A 19770-nucleotide genomic window follows, 5' to 3' on the forward strand; every position below is an offset into this window, starting at 1 on the left:
CGCGGCTGGGGGAGCAGGGCCGCAGGACGAGCAGGCTCCGGGTCTCGCACGCGTTCCACTCGCCGCTGATGGACCCGATGCTGGACGAGTTCCGCACCGTCGCGGAAGGCCTGACGTACGCCGAACCGGCCCTTCCCGTCGTGTCCAACCTGACGGGCGCTCCGGCGGCGGCAGGCGAGCTGTGCTCGGCCGCGTACTGGGTACGGCATGTCCGCGAGGCCGTGCGCTTCGCCGACGGGGTGCGCGCGCTCGCCGACCGGGGCGTCGGTACGTTCCTGGAGCTGGGCCCCGACGGGGTGCTCTCCGCGATGGCACGCGAGTCCGTGCCCGCCACCGCCGTGGTGGTTCCGGCGCTGAGCAAGGACCGTGACGAGGAAGCCGCGCTGGTCACCGCGGTGGCCCGGCTGCATGTCGCGGGTGTCGCCGTCGACTGGACCGGGGTCTTCGCGGGCACCGGTGCCCGGCAGGTCGATCTGCCCACCTACGCCTTCCAGCGCGAACGGTTCTGGCCCGAGGTGGTCGAGGCCGCGCCCGCCGACGGTACGGACCCGGTCGACGCGGAGTTCTGGGCCGCCGTGGAGCGGGAGGACCTGGAGTCCCTCGCGGCCGGACTGGACGTGGACGGCGACTCGCTCGGGGCCGTACTGCCCGCGCTGTCGTCGTGGCGCACCCGGCGCAAGGCCCGTTCCGCCGTGGACGCGTGGCGCTACCGGCAGAGCTGGAAGCCGCTGACCGTCAGCGGCTCCGCGGCCACGCTGTCCGGGACCTGGCTGGTACTGGCGCCCGCGCCCGGGATCGCCGACGCGTGGGTGACCTCGCTGATCGACGGGCTCGGCCCCGCCGCCGTAAGGGGCGACCTCGGCGCATCCGACCTCGGAGCATCCGGCACCGGCGCACTCGACGCCACCGGCCTGGTCACCCGGCTGTCCGAGGCCGCCTCGGGCGCCCCGGCGGAGATCACGGGTGTGGTGTCGCTGCTCGCCCTGGACGAGTCGGCCGGTACCGCCGGTGTGCCCGCGGGGCTGCTCGCCACCGCCGCGCTCGTCCGCGCGCTCGGCGAGGCGGGCATCGCGGCCCCCCTCTGGGCCGTCACGCGCGGCGCCGTCTCACCCGTCCGCTCCGAGCCGCCCACCAGTCCGGCGCAGGCCGCCGTCTGGGGCCTCGGCCGGGTCGCGGCACTCGAAAACCCCCGCCAGTGGGGCGGGCTGGCCGATCTGCCCGAGGAACTGGACGAGCGGGCCGTGCGGCGCTTCATCGCCGTCCTGGCGGGCCGGGACGGCGAGGACCAGGTGGCCGTCCGCGCCTCGGGCGTGTTCGGCCGCAGGATGGCGCCCGCGCCCGGCATCGAGAGGGCCGGGACCGCCGAGGAGCGCTGGCAGCCGTCCGGCACCGTGCTCATCACCGGCGGTACGGGCGCGCTCGGCGCCCATGTCGCGCGCCGGCTGGCGAGCGAGGGCGTCCGGCATCTCGTACTGCTGAGCCGCCGCGGCCCGGAGGCGCCCGGCGCCGAGGAGCTGCGGGCGGAACTGACCGCTCTCGGCGCGCGGGTCACCCTCACCGCCTGCGACGCCGCCGACAGGGACCAGTTGACACGGGTCCTCGGCGCTGTCCCCGAGGACAGCCCGCTGACGGGTGTGGTGCATACGGCGGGTGTCCTGGACGACGGTGTGCTGACAGGGCTGACGGCCGAACGGTTCGAGACGGTGTTCCGCGCGAAGGTCGCCTCCGCGCTGTTGCTCGACGAACTGACCCGGGATCTCGATCTGACGGTGTTCGCGCTGTTCTCCTCGGTGGCGGGCGCCGTGGGCAACCCCGGCCAGGCCAACTACGCCGCCGCCAACACCGTTCTCGACGCCCTGGCCGAGCGGCGCCGGTCGCTCGGTCTGCCGGCGACCTCGATCGCCTGGGGCGCGTGGGACGGCGGCGGTATGGCCGGCCGGCCCGCCCACCCCGGCCCGTCCGCCCACCAGACGGGACCGAGCGCGCTCGACCCCGTCCTCGCGGTCTCCGCGCTGCTCCGTGTCGTGGTGGAGCCCGAGCCGACCGTGGTCCTCGCCGACCTCCAGCAGCCGCGGCTGCTGAGCGCGCTGCTGACTCTGCGCCCCAGCCCGTTGCTCGCCGATCTGCCCGAGGCACGCAAGGCGCTGACAGCGGTACGGGAAGCGCGGCGGGAGAGCGAATCGGCCTCCGGCGGGCTGCGCGAGCGGCTGCGCGCGGCGACCGGGGCCGACCGGAGCGCCGTACTGCTCACCGTGGTCCGTACCCAGGCCGCGGCCGTACTGGGACACACCGGCGCCGACGCGATCAGGGGCGACAAGGCCTTCCGCGATCTCGGCTTCGACTCGCTGACCGCCGTCGAACTGAGCAACCGGCTCACGGAGATGACCGGTCTGGCCCTCCCCGCGAGCCTGGTCTTCGACTATCCGAACCCGCACGCGCTCGCCCGCCATCTCCTCACCGAACTGCTCGGCGAGGAGGCCGGGGAGCGGACCGGACCCGATGCCCCGGGCACCGTTTCACCCGGGTCCGCCGAGGTCACCGACGACCCGGTCGTCATCGTCGGCATGGCCTGCCGCTTCCCCGGCGGGGTGCGCTCGCCCGAGGATCTGTGGCGGCTGCTCACCGAAGGCCGGGACGGCATCGGGGAGTTCCCCACGGACCGTGGCTGGAACCTCGATGTCCTCGCGGGCGACGGCCAGGGCCGCAGCGCCACGCGCGAGGGCGGCTTCCTCTACGAGGCCGCCGACTTCGACCCGGGCTTCTTCGGCATCTCACCGCGTGAGGCCCTCGCCATGGATCCGCAGCAGCGGCTGCTGCTGGAGACCGCGTGGGAGGCGTTCGAGCGCACCGGGACCGACCCGGCCTCGCTGCGCGGCAGCCGGACCGGGGTGTTCGTCGGCACCAACGGTCAGGACTACGCCAACCTGATCCTCCGGGCCAACGAGGACGTCGAGGGGCACGCGGGCACGGGTCTGGCCGCGAGCGTCATCTCCGGCAGGCTCTCCTACGCCTTCGGCTTCGAGGGCCCCGCCGTCACCGTGGACACCGCCTGCTCCTCCTCCCTGGTCGCGCTGCACTGGGCCGCCCAGGCGCTGCGCGCCGGCGAGTGCTCCATGGCGCTGGTCGGCGGTGTCACCGTCATGTCGACCTCGACCAGCTTCGCCGGATTCACCCGCCAGGGCGGTCTGGCCCCGGACGGGCGCTGCAAGGCGTTCTCCGACTCGGCGGATGGCACCGGCTGGTCGGAAGGCGTCGGCGTGGTGGTCGTCGAGCGGCTGTCCGACGCCCGGCGCGCCGGTCACGAGATCCTGGCCGTGCTGCGTGGTTCCGCCGTCAACCAGGACGGCGCGTCGAACGGACTGACCGCACCCAACGGCCCCTCCCAGCAGCGCGTGATCCGCCAGGCCCTCGCCGCCGGCGGTCTCACGCCCTCGGACGTGGACGCCGTCGAGGCCCACGGCACCGGCACCACCCTGGGCGACCCCATCGAGGCGGGGGCCCTCCTCGCGACGTACGGGCGTGACCGCGATCCCGAGCGGCCCCTGCTGCTCGGATCCGTGAAGTCGAACCTCGGACACACCCAGGCCGCCGCGGGCGTCGCCGGTGTGCTGAAGATGGTGCTGGCGCTCCGGCACGCCGAGCTGCCCCGGACACTGCATGTCAGCGAGCCCTCGACCCGGGTCAACTGGTCGTCGGGAGCGGTGGAGTTGCTCACCGAACAGCGGGAGTGGCCGGAGACCGGGCATGCCCGCCGGGCCGGTGTGTCGTCCTTCGGGATCAGTGGCACCAACGCGCATGTGGTGCTCGAACAGGCACCGCCTGCCGAGCCGTTGGCCCCGGCCCAGGCCCCCGAGGTGACGCCGGCCGCCGTGCCGTGGCCCGTCTCGGCCAAGAGCGAAGCCGCGCTGGACGCACAGCTGGACCGGCTGCGCTCCTTCGTGGCGGACCGCCCCGGGCTCTCCCCGCTCGACCTCGGTCTCTCGCTGGCCGGGAGCCGGTCGGCCTTCGAACACCGGGCCGTGCTCATCGCCCCGGGCGACCGAGCGGACGCGTCCGCGCCGCAGGTCGCCAGGGGAGTGGCCGGGGAACGGCCGACGGCGGTCCTCTTCTCCGGCCAGGGCAGCCAGCGGCTGGGAATGGGCCGTGAGCTCTACGAGCGCTTCCCGGTCTTCGCCGACGCGCTCGACTCCGTACTCGCCCATCTGGACGGGGAGCTGACCCGTCCGCTGCGCGAGGTGATCTGGGGGGACGACGCCGGCACGCTGAACCGCACCGCGTACACCCAGCCCGCGCTGTTCGCCGTCGAGGTGGCGCTGTTCCGGCTGGTGGAGTCGTGGGGGGTGGCCCCGGACTTCGTGGCGGGTCACTCGATCGGTGAGATCGCCGCCGCGCATGTGGCCGGCGTGTTCTCGCTGGCGGACGCGGCCCGGCTGGTCGCGGCCCGCGCCCGGCTGATGGAGGCGCTGCCCGAGGGCGGAGCCATGGTCGCCGTGGAGGCCACCGAGGACGAGGTACGGCGGCTGCTCCGCGCCGAGGTGGCGATCGCCGCCGTCAACGGACCCACGGCGGTGGTCGTCTCCGGCGCCGGGGACCAGGTCCTGAAGACCGCGGAGCGCCTGGCGGCCGGGGGACGCAGGACGACCCGGCTCCCGGTGAGCCACGCGTTCCACTCGCCCCTGATGGACCCGATGCTGGACGAATTCCGGGCGGTCGCCGAGAAGCTCACCTTCGCGGAGCCCCGCATTCCGGTCGTCTCGAACCTGACCGGCGAGCCGGCCACGGCCGGCGAACTCTCCGACGCCGACTACTGGGTACGGCACGTCCGCGAGGCGGTCCGCTTCGCCGACGGGGTACGGACCCTCGCCGGCCGGGGAGTCGGCACGTTCCTGGAGCTGGGCCCGGACGGCGTGCTCTCCGCCCTGGTCCGCGCGTCCGTACCCGACGACGCGGTCGTCGTGCCCGTCCTGCGCAAGGACAGGTCCGAGGAACTGACGGCCGTCACCGCGCTCGCCCAGCTGCACGCGCACGGTGTCCCCACCGACTGGGCCGGGATCTTCGCCGGCACGGGCGCGCGTCGGGTGGAGCTGCCGACCTACGCCTTCCAGCGCGAGCGCTACTGGCCCTCGGTGTCGCCGGCCGCGCCGGGCGACGCCTCCGGCTTCGGTCTGGTGGCCGCCGGACATCCGCTGCTGGGCGCGGCGATGACGGTGGCCGGCTCCGACGACGTGGTGCTGACGGGCCGGGTGTCGCTCCCGACGCACCCCTGGCTGGCCGCCCACCGGATCTCCGACGGGCCCGTGCCGCTGCCCGCGGCGGCCTTCGCCGAGCTGGCCGTACGCGCCGGTGACGAGGTGGGCCGCCCGCTGATCGAGGAACTGACCGTGGAGGCCGGGCTGTTCGTGCCCGAGGAGGGCGCGGTACGGATCCAGGTGCGGGTGAGCGCCGCCGACGAGGCGGGCCGCCGCGCCCTGGACGTGCACGCCCGCCCGGAGGGCGGACCGGACCTCCCCTGGACCCGGCACGCCACCGGAGTGCTGGCCGCCGGTGACGCGGCCGGGACACCGGACGAGGAGTTCGACACCACGGTCTGGCCCCCGACCGGGGCACAGGCTGTCGAGTCCGGGCGGGACGACACCGGCCCGCGCACCGCCTGGCGGCGGGACGTCGCGGTGTTCGCGGAGGTCACGCTGGACGAAGAGCCGGGCGGGGACGGCGCGTTCACGATCCATCCGACACTGCTGGAGGGTGCCGTCCGTGCGGCGGGACTGCTGGACGGCGACGGCATGGCCGGCGACGTCGAAGCGTTCGCGTGGCAGGGACTGACCCTGCACGCGGGCGCCGCCACGGCGCTGCGGGTACGGCTCACCGCCACCGGCCGGGACACCGTGTCGCTGGCGGCCGTCGATGTGGACGGCGCGCCGGTGATCTCCGTACGCTCGCTCACCCTCCGCCCGGCCACCGACGCGGCTCCCGTCGCGGCGGGAGCCGGCGGCGGGCGGGCCTCACTGTTCGGCGTGGTCTGGGAGGCGGCCCCCGCCCCGGTGGCCCCCGCCGGGCTCCGCTGGGCGGTCGTCGGCGCGGACCCGGCGGGCCTGGCGACCGCGCTGGACGCGGCGGGCGCGGTGCCCGCCGTACGCGCCCCAACCCTTGGTGAACTCCTCGACGCCGAAGGGCCGTTGCCGGACGTCGTGCTGGCCCCGGTCATCGGGGACCGGTCCGGCGCCGGGCATGTCCCCGCGGCCGTGCGGACCACGACGTCAGCCGCCCTCGACCTGCTGCGCGCCTGGTCCGCCGATCGGCGGGCCACGGGATCGCGGCTGGTGTTCGTCACCCGGCGCGCGGTCGCCGTCGGCGCGGAGGACGTACAGGACCTGGCCGCCGCCCCGGTATGGGGCCTGGTCCGCTCCGCGCAGTCGGAGGAGCCCGGCTCCTTCCTGCTGCTCGACATCGACGACCGCGGCGGCACCGACGTCCTGGGCAGGGCTCTTACCGCCCTGCCGGGGCTGCTGGAGGCCGGTGAGACCCAGGGGGCGCTGCGCGACGGCGCCGTACGGGTCGCCCGCCTCGCCCGGCTGTCCGAGAGCGGTGTCACCCCGCCGCCCGACCAGGTCCGGTCCTGGAACCGTGACGGAACGGTCCTGATCACCGGCGGCACCGGCGGTCTCGGCAGCGCACTCGCCAGGCATCTGGTGACCGCGCACGGCATGAAGCATCTGCTGCTGGCCGGCCGGCGCGGCCCCGACGCGCCCGGCGCCGCGGAACTGCGGGCCGAACTGACCGCCCTCGGCGCCGACATCACCGTCGCCGCCTGCGATGTCGCCGACCGTACGGCGCTCGACGCGCTGCTGTCCGCCGTACCGGCCGAACACCCGCTGACCGCCGTGGTGCACACCGCCGGTGTGCTCGGCGACGCCACCATCGGCTCGCTCACCCCCACGCTGGTCGACCGGATACTGCGTCCGAAGGCGGACGCCGCCTGGGAGTTGCACGAGGCGACCCGCGAACTCGCTCCTCATCTCGCCGGGTTCGTCCTGTACTCCTCGGTCGCGGGCATCACCGGGGGACCGGGACAGGGAAACTACGCCGCCGCCAACACGTTCCTGGACGCCCTGGCCGGGCACCGCGCCGCCCTCGGTCTGCCCGCTCTGTCGCTCGCCTGGGGCCCCTGGACCTCGGAGACCGGTATGACGGGCGCCCTGAGCGACACCGATCTGCGCCGGATGTCCCGCTCGGACCTCGCCCCGCTCCCGGTGGAACAGGGCCTCGCGCTGTTCGACGCGGCGAGCACCCGCGACGAGGCCCTGGTCGTGCCGGTACGGATCGCCACCGGCGCGGGCCCGGAGACGGCGCCCACGGCGGCCGAGATCCCCGCGCTCCTGCGCGGCCTGACACGCGCCAAGCGCCGTACGGCCGCCACCCGGAGCCCCGCCACCGGTCTGACGCGGCGCCTGGAAGGGCTGAACGCGCAGGAGCGGGAAGCGGCCCTGGTGGAGCTGGTACGGACCGAGACCGCCGCCGTACTGGGACACGCCACCCCGGACGCCGTCCCGGCCGACCGGGACTTCAGCCGGCTCGGCTTCGACTCGCTGATGGCGGTGGAGCTGCGCACCAGGCTGACGGCGGCCACGGGGATACGGCTCTCCGCCACCCTCGTCTTCGACCACCCCACACCGCTCGCCGTCGCCGGGCATCTGACGCCGGCGCTGTTCGGCGCGGAGACCTCCGGCACGGACGGCTCGCCGCTGGCGGCGCTCGACCAGCTGGAGGCGGCGCTCACCGACGGCGAACTCGACGAGGTCACCAGGACCGGAGTCGCCGGACGGCTGCGCAGGCTCCTCGCGCGGTGGGACGGAGCCGACCCGGAGACCGGCGGAGCCGTGGTCACCGAACGGATCGAGGCCGCGAGCGCCGACGAGATCCTCGCCTTCATCGACAACGAGCTCGGCAGGTCGACGGATTCCTGACAGGGGCCCACTCCCTACGCACGCGATACATCTGAGGAAGGTTCACGGACGATGCCGGACGAAAAGAAACTCGTCGAATACCTGAAGTGGGTCACGACGGATCTGCACCAGACCCGCCAACGACTCGAAGAGGCCCAATCAGGCCGTCACGAGCCGGTCGCGATCGTCGGGATGGGATGCAGGTTCCCGGGCGGGGTCCGGTCCCCCGAGGACCTGTGGGCGCTGCTCGCCGACGGCCGCGGCGCCATCTCCGGATTCCCCGACGACCGAGGCTGGGACCTGGACGTACTCGCCGGTGACGGAGAAGGACGCAGCGCCACCCAGGAAGGCGGCTTCGTCCACGACGCGCCGCGGTTCGACCCGGGCTTCTTCGACATCTCACCGCGCGAGGCCCTCGCCATGGACCCGCAGCAGCGGCTGCTCCTGGAGGTGGCCTGGGAGGCCGTCGAGCGCTCCGGCATCGACCCGGCCACCCTGCGCGGCAGCAGGACCGGTGTGTTCGTCGGCACCAACTCCCAGGACTACGCGCACCTGGTGCTCGCCTCGCGCGACGACATGGGCGGCTACGCGGGCAACGGCCTCGCGGCGAGCGTCCTGTCGGGCCGGCTCTCCTTCGTCCTTGGACTCGAAGGCCCCGCGGTCACGCTGGACACCGCGTGCTCGTCCTCGCTGGTGACCCTGCACCTCGCCGCGCAGGCCGTACGCAACGGCGAATGCTCGCTGGCGCTGGCCGGCGGGGTGACCGTGATGGCGACCTCCTCCAGTTTCGCCGGGTTCAGCGTCCAGGGCGGGCTGGCCGCCGACGGGCGCTGCAAGGCCTTCTCGGACGCGGCGGACGGCACGGCCTGGTCCGAGGGCGCCGGTCTGCTGGTCGTCGAGCGGCTGTCCGACGCCCAGCGCAACGGACACCCCGTCCTCGCGGTGCTGCGCGGCAGCGCGGTCAATCAGGACGGCGCGTCCAACGGTCTGAGCGCGCCCAACGGCCCCTCCCAGCAGCGGGTGATCCGCCAGGCGCTGGCCGGCGCCGGACTCTCCCCGTCCGATGTCGACGCGGTCGAGGCGCACGGTACGGGCACCACCCTGGGCGATCCGATCGAGGCGGGCGCCCTGCTCGCCACCTACGGCCAGGACCGCGAGCCGGAGCGCCCGCTGTGGCTCGGCGCGGTCAAGTCGAACATCGGACACACCCAGGCGGCGGCGGGCGTCGCGGGTGTGATGAAGATCGTGCTCGCGCTCCGCAACGGCGTGCTGCCCAGGACGCTGCATGTGGACGGGGCCTCCTCGCATGTGGACTGGACGGCCGGTGACGTACGGCTGCTGACCGAGCCGGTCCCGTGGCCGGAGGGCGACCGGGTGCGCCGCGCCGGTGTGTCGTCGTTCGGCATCAGCGGCACCAACGCGCATGTGGTCATCGAACAGGCGCCGCCCGCCGAGGCGGCGGCCGAGCCCGAGCCCGAGCCGGCCGTCACGCCGAACGCCGTGCCCTGGCCGGTGTCGGGCCGCGGCGGGGCCGCGCTCGACGCGCAGCTGGACCGGGTCCGCGCCTTCGCGGACACGCGCGGCACCGACCCGCTCGACATCGGCTTCTCGCTCGCCACGACCCGCACCGCCTTCGAGCACCGCGCGGTGCTGCTGGCCACCACCGGCACCGGGGACGGGGCGCCCGTCGAGGTGGCGCGCGGGACGTCCGGCAAGGGCCCGCTCGCCGTGCTCTTCTCCGGTCAGGGCTCGCAGCGCACCGGCATGGGCCGGGAGCTGTACGCGCGCTTCCCCGTCTTCGCGGAGGCCCTGGACGCCGTACTGGCCCAGCTGGACGGGGAGTTGGACCGTCCGCTGCGCGAGGTCATGTGGGGCGACGACGCGGACGCGCTGAACGACACGGGCTTCACCCAGCCCGCCCTGTTCGCCGTCGAGGTCGCGCTGTACCGGCTGGTCCGCTCCTGGGGCGTCGAGCCGGACTTCCTGGCCGGGCACTCCATCGGTGAGATCACGGCCGCGCATGTGGCCGGGGTGTTGTCGCTGGCGGACGCCTGCCGGCTGGTCGCCGCGCGGGCCCGGCTGATGCGGGCGCTGCCCGCCGGGGGCGCGATGGTCGCCGTACGGGCCACCGAGGACGAGATCACGCCGCTGCTGACCGACCGGGTGTCGGTCGCCGCGGTCAACGGGCCCGACGCGGTGGTCGTCTCCGGCGACGAGGCCGCGGTGCTCGGCCTCGCGGACCGGCTGGCGGCCGACGGCCGCAAAACCACCCGGCTCGCGGTCAGTCACGCGTTCCACTCGCCGCTGATGGAGCCCATGCTCGACGCGTTCCGCGCCGTGGTGGCGGGCCTGGCCTTCCAGGAGCCGGCCGTACCGGTCGTCTCGAACCTGACCGGCGAGGTGGCCACCACGGGCGAACTCGCCGACCCCGGCTACTGGGTCCGCCATGTCCGCGAGCCCGTGCGGTTCGGCGACGGTGTGCGCACGCTCGCCGGGCGCGGCGTACGGACCTTCCTGGAGCTGGGCCCGGACGCGGTGCTCTCCGCCCTCGTACCGGAATCCGTCCAGGACCCGGCCGTGACGGCGCTGCCGGTCCTGCGCGAGGGCCGGCCCGAGGAGAGCGCGGCCGTCACCGCCCTCGCCACGCTGTACACGCGCGGTGTCGCGGTGGACTGGGCCGGACTGTTCGCCGGCACGGGCGCGCGCCGGGTGGAGCTGCCGACGTACGCCTTCCAGAGCGAGCGGTACTGGCCCACGGCCCGCGCGGTCCGCGGTGACGCCGCGGGGCTCGGTCTGGTGGCCGCCGGGCATCCGCTGCTCGGCGCCGCGGTCACGATCGCCGAGTCGGACGAGATCGTGCTGACCGGCAGCCTGTCGGCGCAGTCGCATCCGTGGCTCGCCGACCACCGGATCTCCGGCCGGATCGTGCTGCCCGGCGCGGCCTTCGCGGAGCTGGCGATCCGGGCGGGCGACCAGGCGGGCCGGGACCGCGTCACGGACCTGACGCTGTCCGCCCCGCTCGTACTGACCGGTCGCGACGCGGTCACCGTACAGGTACGGGTGGGCGCGTCGGACGACTCCGGCAACCGGGCGCTGACGGTGCACTCCCGCCCCGCCGGTCGCGACACGGACGGCTGGACACCGCACGCCCGAGGTGTGCTGGCGGCGGCCGGGCAGGCCGAGGAGACCGGCGGGTTCGACACCGCCGTCTGGCCGCCGCGCGACGCCAAGCCGGTCGCCCCGGACGGACTGACCGAACGGCTCACCGTCGCCGGACTGGAACACGGGCCCGTGTTCCAGGGGCTGTCGGGCGTCTGGCGGCGCGAGGGCGAGGTCTACGCGGAGGTGGCGCTGCCCCCGGCGGCCGAGGACGCCGGCGCGTTCGGGATCCACCCGGCGCTGCTGGACGCCGCCGCCCGCGCGGCGGGCTTCCTCGACCCCGACGGCGCACCCGCCCTCGTCCCGGTGGCCTGGAGAGGACTGACCCTGCACGCCGCGGCGGCCTCCGCCCTGCGCGTACGGCTCACCGCGACCGGCCCGCACGAGGTGGCGCTGAGCGCGGTCGACACGACCGGCGCCCCGGTGCTCTCGGTCGATTCGCTCGTCCTGGGTCCGCCCTCCGGCGAGCCCCGGCAGGCCACGCCCACGACCGGCGGCACCGAGCGCGGCTCGTTCCTCGCGCTCGACTGGGTGCCCGTCCCCGAGCCGGTGGCCGCCACCGGCACCCGCTGGGCGGTCGTCGGCGTCGACGAACTCGACCTGGGCTACGCGATGCACCGCGCCGACGAGACCGTCAGCGCGTACGCGGAGTCCCTGACCGGCGCGGTCGGCGACAGCGGTGTCGCCCCCGATGTCTTCCTGGTGCCCGTGGTCGGAGACCCGGCGGCGGCCGGACCCGAGTCGGTGCGCGCCCTCACCACCTTCGTCCTGGGCCTCCTCCAGGAGTGGCTCAACGAACCGGCGCTGGCGCGCTCGCGGCTGGTCTTCGTCACCCGCGGCGCCGTCGCCGTCGACGGCGAGGACATCCGGGACATCGCCGCCGCCGCGGTCTGGGGCCTCGTACGGTCCGCGCAGACCGAGAACCCCGGCAGCTTCCTGCTGGTCGACATGGACGACGCGTTCCTGTCGGCGGGGGTCCTGCCCGGTCTGCTCGGCCTCGACGAACAGCAGTTGGTCGTCCGCTCCCACACGGTCAGGGCCGGCCGTCTCACCCGGCTGCCCGAGAACGACGAGACCCCCACGGCCGGCGGCGCGGCGCGCCCCTGGGACCCCGAGGGCACCGTACTGATCACCGGCGGAACCGGCGGTCTCGGCAAGGAGCTGGCGCGCCATCTGGTCGCCGAGCACGGCGTACGGCATCTCCTGCTGGCCAGCAGGAGCGGCCAGGACGCCCCGGGCGTGCCGGAACTGCTCGCCGCCCTGGCCGAGCGGGGCGCCGTGGTCTGCGTGGTCTCCTGCGACCTGGCCGACCGGGAGTCGGTGACCTCGCTGATCGCCGGTGTGCCCGAGGACCGTCCGCTCACCGCCGTCGTCCACACCGCCGGTGTGCTGGGCGACGCGCTGACCGGCTCGCTGACGCCGGAGCTGCTGGAGCGCGTACTGCGGCCGAAGGCGGACGCCGCCTGGTATCTGCACGAGGCGACCCGCGGTCTCGATCTGGCCGCCTTCGTGCTCTACTCCTCGGTCTCCGGGGTGCTGGGCGGTCCCGGCCAGGGCAACTACGCCGCCGCCAACGCCTTCCTGGACGCCCTCGCCCAGCACCGCAGGGGCCAGGATCTGCCCGCGGTCTCCCTCGCCTGGGGTCCCTGGGGCCGGGGCGGCGGTATGACCAGCCATGTCAGCGCCGCCGACCTGGAGCGGATGGCCCGGGGCGGCATGCCGCCGCTGGCCATCGACCAGGGTCTCGCGCTTTTTGACGCCGCGCTCGTACGGGACCGGGCCACGGTGGTCCCGACCCGGATCAATGTCGCCGGACTCCAGGAGCAGCAGGCCCTGCCCGCGCTGTGGCGGGAGCTGGTACCCCGTACCCGCCGCTCCGCCGCCGCGGCCGACCGCTCGCCGGTCACCCTGCGCGAGCGGCTGCGGCACCTGGGCGCGGCCGAGCGGGAGAGCCTGCTCACCGAGCTGGTGGTGGGCTACTCCGCCGCGCTCCTCGGCCACCCCGACCCGAGCGGTGTCGACCCCGAACGCGGCTTCCTGGAGCTGGGGTTCGACTCGCTGGTCTCCGTCGGGCTGCGCAACCAGCTCGCGGAGGCGCTCGGGCTGCGGCTGCCGAGCTCGGTGGTCTTCGACAACGCGACACCCGTGAAGCTCGCCCGGTGGCTCCATGGGGAACTGGCCGGGCAGCTCTCCTCCGGCACTCCGGGCACCACCACCACCACCGCTCCCACCGGCGCGCGCGGCGACCAGAACCCGGACGAGACGCTGGAGGGCCTGTTCTACGCGGCGGTGCGGGCCGGAAAGATGGTCGAGGGCATGCGCATGCTGAAGGCGGTCGCCAATACCCGGCCGACCTTCGAGACCCCCGCCGACCTGGAGGAGTTGTCGGCGCCCGTCGTCCTGGCGGACGGTCCGAGCAGCCCCCGGCTGGTCTTCGTCAGCGCCCCGGGTGCCACCGGCGGCGTCCACCAGTACGCGCGTATCGCGGCGCACTTCCGCGGCAGGCGGCATGTCTCCGCGCTCCCGCTCATGGGGTTCGCCCCCGGTGAGCTGCTGCCGGCCACGAGCGAGGCAGCCGCCCGTATCGTGGCGGAGAGCGCCCTGCACGCCAGCGACGGCGAACCCTTCGTCCTGGTGGGCCACTCGACGGGCGGCTCGCTCGCCTATCTGGCCGCGGGCGTACTGGAGGAGACCTGGGGCATCCGCCCCGAAGCGGTGATCCTGCTGGACACCGCGAGCATCCGGTACCAGCCGGGTGAGGGCAAGGATCTCGACAGGACCACCCGGTACTACCTGGCCGACATCGACTCGCCGTCGGTGACGCTGAACAGCGCCAGGCTCTCCGCGATGGCGCACTGGTTCATGGCGATGACCGACATCGAGACGGTGCCCACCACCGCGCCGACGATGCTCGTGCGGTGTGTGGAGTCGCTGGACGGCTTCCTGTTCGACACCGGGGGCGTCCCCGCCGACGACATCCGTGAGATCCAGGCCAACCATCTGTCCCTCGCCAAGGAGCACTCCGCGCTGACGGCGCGGACGATCGAGGAGTGGCTCGGCGGCCTGCCCGCCGGCGAGGCATGACCCCCGGGCGGGGCCGGGCGGAGCGGTGGTCGTACGGGGCCGCCCCGCCCGGCCCCGCCCCACAGGCGGCGGGCCCCGGCGAACACCGGCACCCGCGCACCACCGTCCCACCGTCCAGAGGAGAGCCCCCCCATGACCACATCCCACGAGCTGCCGTCGCTCAGGGGCGTGCCGCCCACCGTGCTGCGACTGAGCCCGTTGCTGCGTGAACTCCAGACCAGGAGCCCCGTCTGCAAGGTGCGCACCCCCGCCGGCGACGAGGGATGGCTGGTGACCCGCCACGCCGAACTCAAGGAACTGCTCCGCGACGAGCGGCTGGCCCGCGCGCACCCCGACCCGGCGAACGCCCCGCGCTATGTCCAGAACCCGTTCCTGGACATGCTCGTCAGCGACGACGCGGAGCTGGCGCGGAAGCTGCACTCCGAGACCCGCGCGATGCTCACCCCGAACTTCTCGGCCCGGCGTGTGCTCAATCTGATGCCGAAGGTCGAGGCCATCGCGGAGGGCCTGCTGGAGAGCTTCGTCGCCCAGGGGCCGCCCGCCGATCTGCACGGCGGGTTCTCGCTGCCGTTCTCGCTGACCGTGCTCGGTGAACTCATCGGTGTGCCCGCCGAGGACCGTGGCCTGCTCGTCACCCTGCTGTCCCGGATGGGCGGTCTGGACGACCCGAACACCGTCCAGGGCGGACAGCAGGACCTCTTCGGTTATCTGGTGGAGCTGGCGGGCCGCAAGAGGGCCGAGCCGGGCGACGACGTGATCTCCCGGCTGTGCGTGAACGAGCCCTCGGACGAGCGCATCGGGCCGATAGCGGCGGGAGTGCTCTTCGCCGGTCTGGAGGCCGTCGCCAGCCATATCGACCTCGGTGTCGTGCTGTTCTCCCTCTACCCCGAGCAGCGCGACGCGGCGCTGGGGGACCCGAAGCTGATGTCGGGAGCCGTGGAGGAGATCCTGCGCTCGGCGAAAGCGGGCGGGTCGGTGCTGCCGCGGTACGCCACCGAGGATGTCGAGATCGGCGGGGTCACCATCCGGTTCGGTGCTCTGGTCCTGCTCGACTTCACCCTCTCCAACTTCGACACCCAGGTCTTCGACGACCCCGAGCTGTTCGACATCACCCGCTCGCCCAACCCCCATCTGACATTCGGTCACGGGATGTGGCACTGCATCGGCGCCCCACTCGCCCGGATGCAGCTGAAGACGGCGTACACCCTGCTGTTCACGCGCCTGCCCGGACTGCGTCTGGCCCTCCCGGTCGAGGAGCTTCAGGTGCTGGGCGGCCAGCTCTCGGCCGGCCTCACGGAACTGCCGGTCACCTGGTAGCGGGGATCCGGTCCCGGCGGGGACATCACAACGGGCTCCGCCCCCACGGCCGTTGGGGGCGGAGCCCGTTGTGAGCGTGAAGCGGCCCGCTCAGTTCTCCTTCACGGTGATCGCCTGGGACGGGCAGATCAGCCCCGCCTGCCGCGCGGCCTCCTGTCCCGGGTCGTCCTCCGGCTCCGCCAGGACCATCACGATCCCGGAGTCGTCCTGGTCGAAGACATCGGGAGCCGACAGCACGCACTGCCCCGCTCCCACACAGCGTTCGGTGTCCACGCTGATGTGAACCATCATTCCTCCGTCGGTTACCTGCGGTCGTGCGTCTTGGAGGCCGCGCGCATAGGTGGGGCGGCCTCTTACTCCGCCTGCCCTGCCCGGTCTACCAGCGAACGGGCAGGGCGTGCAGCCCGTACAGCACTCCGTCGTACTTGAGCGGCAACTCCTCGACCGGTACGGCCAGTTCCAGCGTCGGGATCCGTTCGAACAGCGTCCGGTAGGCGATGTCCATCTCGACCCGGACCAGGTTCTGGCCGAGGCACTGGTGCACTCCGTACCCGAACGCCACATGCGAGCGCGCGGACCTGCTCGGGTCGAACTCGTCGGGGCGGTCGAAGACGGTCCCGTCGTGGTTGGCCGCGGCGACCAGCGGGATGATGCCCTCGCCCGCCCTGATGAGCTGTCCGCCGATCTCCACGTCCTCGACGGCCACCCGGAAGGCGACCAGGTCGGCGACCGAGTAGTAGCGCAGCAGCTCCTCCACCGCCCGCTCGTCGCCGATCCACTGCGGATTGGACAGCAGTGTGACGACCCCGAGCCCGATATTGTTCGCCGTCGTCTCGTGCCCGGCGATCAGCAGCAGCATCGAGACGCCGGACAGTTCCTGCTTGCTCAGCGTCCCCTCGGCCAGCAGCTGACTGATCAGATCGTCGCCGGGCCGCTTCTGCTTGATGGTGATCAGCCGGTTGAGATAGCGCAGCAGCGCCATGGACGCCGCCTGCCGCTGCTCGTCCGTGGAGGTGAGCGTCACCAGCACCCGGGTCTTGGTCTCGAAGAAGTCCCGGTCGGCGTTGGGCACCCCGAGCAGACTGGAGATCACCAGGGACGGCACGGACAGCGCGAAGTCCGCGATCAGATCGGCGGTGTTCCCCGCCGCGAGCATCGCGTCCACGCGCTCGTCGACGATCTGCTGGATGGCCGGCCGCATCTCCCTGACCTTGCGGACGGTGAACTCGGGAATCAGCGTCTTGCGGAACCGTCCGTGCTCCGGCGGGTCCAGCGCCACGAACCAGCCGGGCACCTCGTCCTGGGACGGGACACCGCCGGTCTTCGCCGCGCGAGGGAAGCCGGGGTGCGAGGGGTTGGAGCTGATCCGCGGATCGGTGAGGACCGTACGTACGTCGTCGTGCCGCGTCACCAGCCACACGGGGACCCCGGAGGGCAGGGTCGTGAGCACCAGCCCGTCCTGCTCACGGAAGTCCCGGTACTCCGGTGGCGGAAAGGACTGGCCGGGCCGCCGCAGCGGAAAGGCGACCGGGCACCTGTCGGTAGTTGTCATCTTCTCAATTCCCCTGCGTATCGCCGACAGCCCTCAGGCTCCATAGAACTTGCGGATCTTTCCCGTGATGAACTCCTGGTCCTCCCCGGTCAGCCCGGTGTGGGTCGGGAGGTAGAAGCCGTCCTCGCTGAAACGGCTGGCGTTCAGCGAGGGCCAGTCGGGGTGGAGGTAGCCGGGCTGCCGGCTCATCGGCTTGAAGAAGAGCCGTGTCTCGATGCCCTCGTCGGCCAGGAAGTCCCGCAGCTCCTCCCGGCGTTCGGCACGCAGGTCGTACATCCACAGCACATCGCGCGGCGGCATCAGCGTGATCCCGTCGATCCCGCTCAGGCCCTCGTCGTACCGGCGCTCGATCTCCCGGCGGGTCTCCAGGATCGTGTCGAGCTGCTCGGTCTGCGCCAGCGCGACGGCCGCCTGCATGCTGGTCATACGGAAGTTGTAGGCCAGCTTCTTGTGCAGGAAGCTGTGGTCCTTGGTGAAGGCCATCGCCCGCAGATGCGCCATCTGATCGGCGAGGTGCTGGTCGTCGGTGAGACAGATGCCGCCCTCACCGGCGGTGATGATCTTGTTGGCGAAGAGCGAGAAGCAGGCGATGTCGGCGACCGGCCGCACGCCGTGCGCCTCGGCGGAGTCCTCCACCACCCGCAGGTTGTACTCATGGGCCAGATCCATGATCGTGGCCATGTCGCAGCGGCGGCCGTAGATGTGCACCGGCATGATCACCTTGGTGCGGGGGGTGATCTTCTCCTCGATGAGCGAGACATCGATGTTGAGATCGTCCCCGCAGTCCACGAAGACGGGCGTGGCACCGGTGTAGGTCACCGCCCACGCCGTCGCGATCATCGTGAACTCGGGGACGATCACCTCGTCGCCGGGGCCGACACCGAGGGCGCGCAGGGCCAGCGTGAGCGCCGTCGTACCGGACGAGCAGGCGACACCGTGCGCGATCCCGTTGTAGTCGGCGAACTCGCTCTCGAACTTGCGGACGTACGGCCCCTGCGAGGAGATCCAGCCGTCGCTGACGGCGTCCGTCACATATTCGAGCTCACGCCCGCCGAGCCAGGGCTTGGACACAGGATGGGTGTAGGACATGGAAGGCCTCGATCAGTCGGTGGCGGGAGCCGGGTCGGAGAGGGCCGGAAGGCCCAGGAGCAGATCCGCGGCGGCGGCACGTCCGCCCGCGGCGCGCAGCAGCTCCGCGAAGTGCTCGGCGCGCTCACGGAACGCGCTGTCGTCGAGCACCCGGGTGAGCTTGTCGAACACATCGTCCGGATCGACGGTCTCCGGACGGTCGAGGGTCAGACTGACCCCGAAGTCCTGGCCGCGGATGGCCTGGTCGTCGCAGTCGACCCAGAGCGGACGCACCACCAGCGGCTTACCGAAGTACAGCCCCTCGTGGTAGCCGTTGCCGCCGGCGTGGGTGAAGAAGACCTTGACGTTCGGATGGGCCAGCACATCGAGCTGGGACGGAACCCAGTTCTCGATCCGCAGATTGTCCGGCAGTTCGTCCCGGGAGGGCAGCAACTCCTGCTGTTCCTTGGGGAGTTTCCACAGGACCGCGTGCTTGCCCGCCAGCCGCCGCGTCACGTCCACCAGCGCGCCGACCTGTTCCCCGGTGAGCCGGGTGATCGTGCCGAACCCCATGTAGACCACGGACTCCTGGGCGTCCAGCCACTCGGAGAGCCCGTCGTCGTCCGGAGCCTGCGGCAGCGGCGGCACCATCGCGCCGACCAGCCGCATCTTCTCCGGCATCGGGAACGGATAGTCCAGCTCGGGCACCGAGTAGCAGAGCACCATCTCGGCATGGTCGATCCTGGCCATCATCTGGCGCGCCTCGGCCGCGATCCCCAGCTCCGCGCGGATCCGGTTGTCCTCCTCGACCACCTTGCGCACCGAGGACGTCATGAACATCCCCAGAGTCCGCAGCCGGAACAGCTGGTTCTCCACCCGCTGCGCGAACGTCATGTCCAGCGGCAGCCCCGAGTGCGGCACCGGGAAGCCGCCCGGGGTGTACGACGTGGCGAACGGCACATGCGAGGTGAGCACATTGCTCGGCACGAACGGCACGCCCAGCACGAAGGGGATCTTCTTCGTGATGGCCAGCTCGTACCCGAACTGACACATCGACTCGATGACCATCAGCGCCGGCTTCACCTCGTCGACAATGGCTTCGAGACGCTTGTACTTCTCCACCCGTGACTCCGGGGCGAAGGAATGCTTGATGACCGCGCGATGCGCCTTGAACCGTGAACGCTGGGTCACCTCCCGATAGGTCTCGTCGTCCCAGGTGACGGCCGACATCTGCGACACCACATCACCCAGTGACGCGAACTCCACGGGCGTTCCCGCTTTGGCCGCCGCGATATCGGAGCGCCCCTTTTCGTCGGTCGCGAACCACAGATCCTCCACCCCGCGGCGGGACAATTCCTCGGCCAGTACGAGCAGCGGGTTGAGAAGACCGCTTTCGGCATAGCTGACGAACAGGATCGGCCGCCGAATCGAGCCCATGGACAACACCCTTCGGAAGTGGCAGCCGGAGCGTTCGGTGCCACAGGAACCCACACGGCCGGTCGCCGGGTGGCCGCGCCGCGCGATGAAGCGGAACAGTTACTTGGTCTCACACCACGCTCCGGAGAATCCCTAGTCTTCCGTCGCGGGCGGCCGAATTCCTTAGGGAAAAGTACAGCCTCGGCGCCCATACGATCCGGCACGGAGAGG

Annotated in this window: 7 protein-coding genes; 3 read left to right on the plus strand and 4 right to left on the minus strand. The window is 72.8% G+C overall.

Annotated features, from left to right (window positions below):
- The 3 genes from ACIRQP_RS38070 to ACIRQP_RS38080 all read left to right on the plus strand — a co-directional run.
- Positions 1-7964: SDR family NAD(P)-dependent oxidoreductase (locus ACIRQP_RS38070; RefSeq protein ID WP_403899191.1), on the plus strand; the 7964-nt coding region annotated here is incomplete at its 5' end.
- Positions 7965-8015: 51 nt separating this feature from the next.
- Positions 8016-14186: a type I polyketide synthase gene (locus tag ACIRQP_RS38075; protein WP_403899193.1), complete on the plus strand. Its 6171-nt coding sequence runs from the start codon at positions 8016-8018 to the stop codon at positions 14184-14186.
- A 132-nt stretch (positions 14187-14318) separates the two neighbouring features.
- Positions 14319-15503: a cytochrome P450 gene (locus ACIRQP_RS38080; RefSeq protein WP_403899195.1), complete on the plus strand. Its 1185-nt coding sequence runs from the start codon at positions 14319-14321 to the stop codon at positions 15501-15503.
- A 90-nt stretch (positions 15504-15593) separates the two neighbouring features.
- Here ACIRQP_RS38080 and ACIRQP_RS38085 read toward each other — a convergent pair whose 3' ends face one another.
- The 4 genes from ACIRQP_RS38085 to ACIRQP_RS38100 all read right to left on the minus strand — a co-directional run bounded on the left by ACIRQP_RS38085 (position 15594) and on the right by ACIRQP_RS38100 (position 19560).
- The gene (locus ACIRQP_RS38085) at positions 15594-15794 is read right to left on the minus strand and encodes a ferredoxin (RefSeq protein WP_403899198.1); all 201 of its coding nucleotides are present in this window, start codon (positions 15792-15794) and stop codon (positions 15594-15596) included.
- 85 nt (positions 15795-15879) lie between these two features.
- The gene (locus ACIRQP_RS38090; protein ID WP_403899201.1) at positions 15880-17055 is read right to left on the minus strand and encodes a cytochrome P450; all 1176 of its coding nucleotides are present in this window, start codon (positions 17053-17055) and stop codon (positions 15880-15882) included.
- Positions 17056-17088: 33 nt separating this feature from the next.
- Entirely contained in the window at positions 17089-18144 is a 1056-nt protein-coding gene (locus tag ACIRQP_RS38095; RefSeq protein WP_403899204.1) for a DegT/DnrJ/EryC1/StrS family aminotransferase, read from the minus strand.
- 12 nt (positions 18145-18156) lie between these two features.
- On the minus strand, positions 18157-19560 hold the full coding sequence (locus ACIRQP_RS38100; RefSeq protein ID WP_403899207.1) for a glycosyltransferase: 1404 nt from the start codon (positions 19558-19560) through the stop codon (positions 18157-18159).
- Positions 19561-19770: the final 210 nt, after the last annotated feature.

This window comes from Streptomyces sp. NPDC102274 (assembly GCF_044766385.1).
GTDB lineage: Bacteria > Actinomycetota > Actinomycetes > Streptomycetales > Streptomycetaceae > Streptomyces.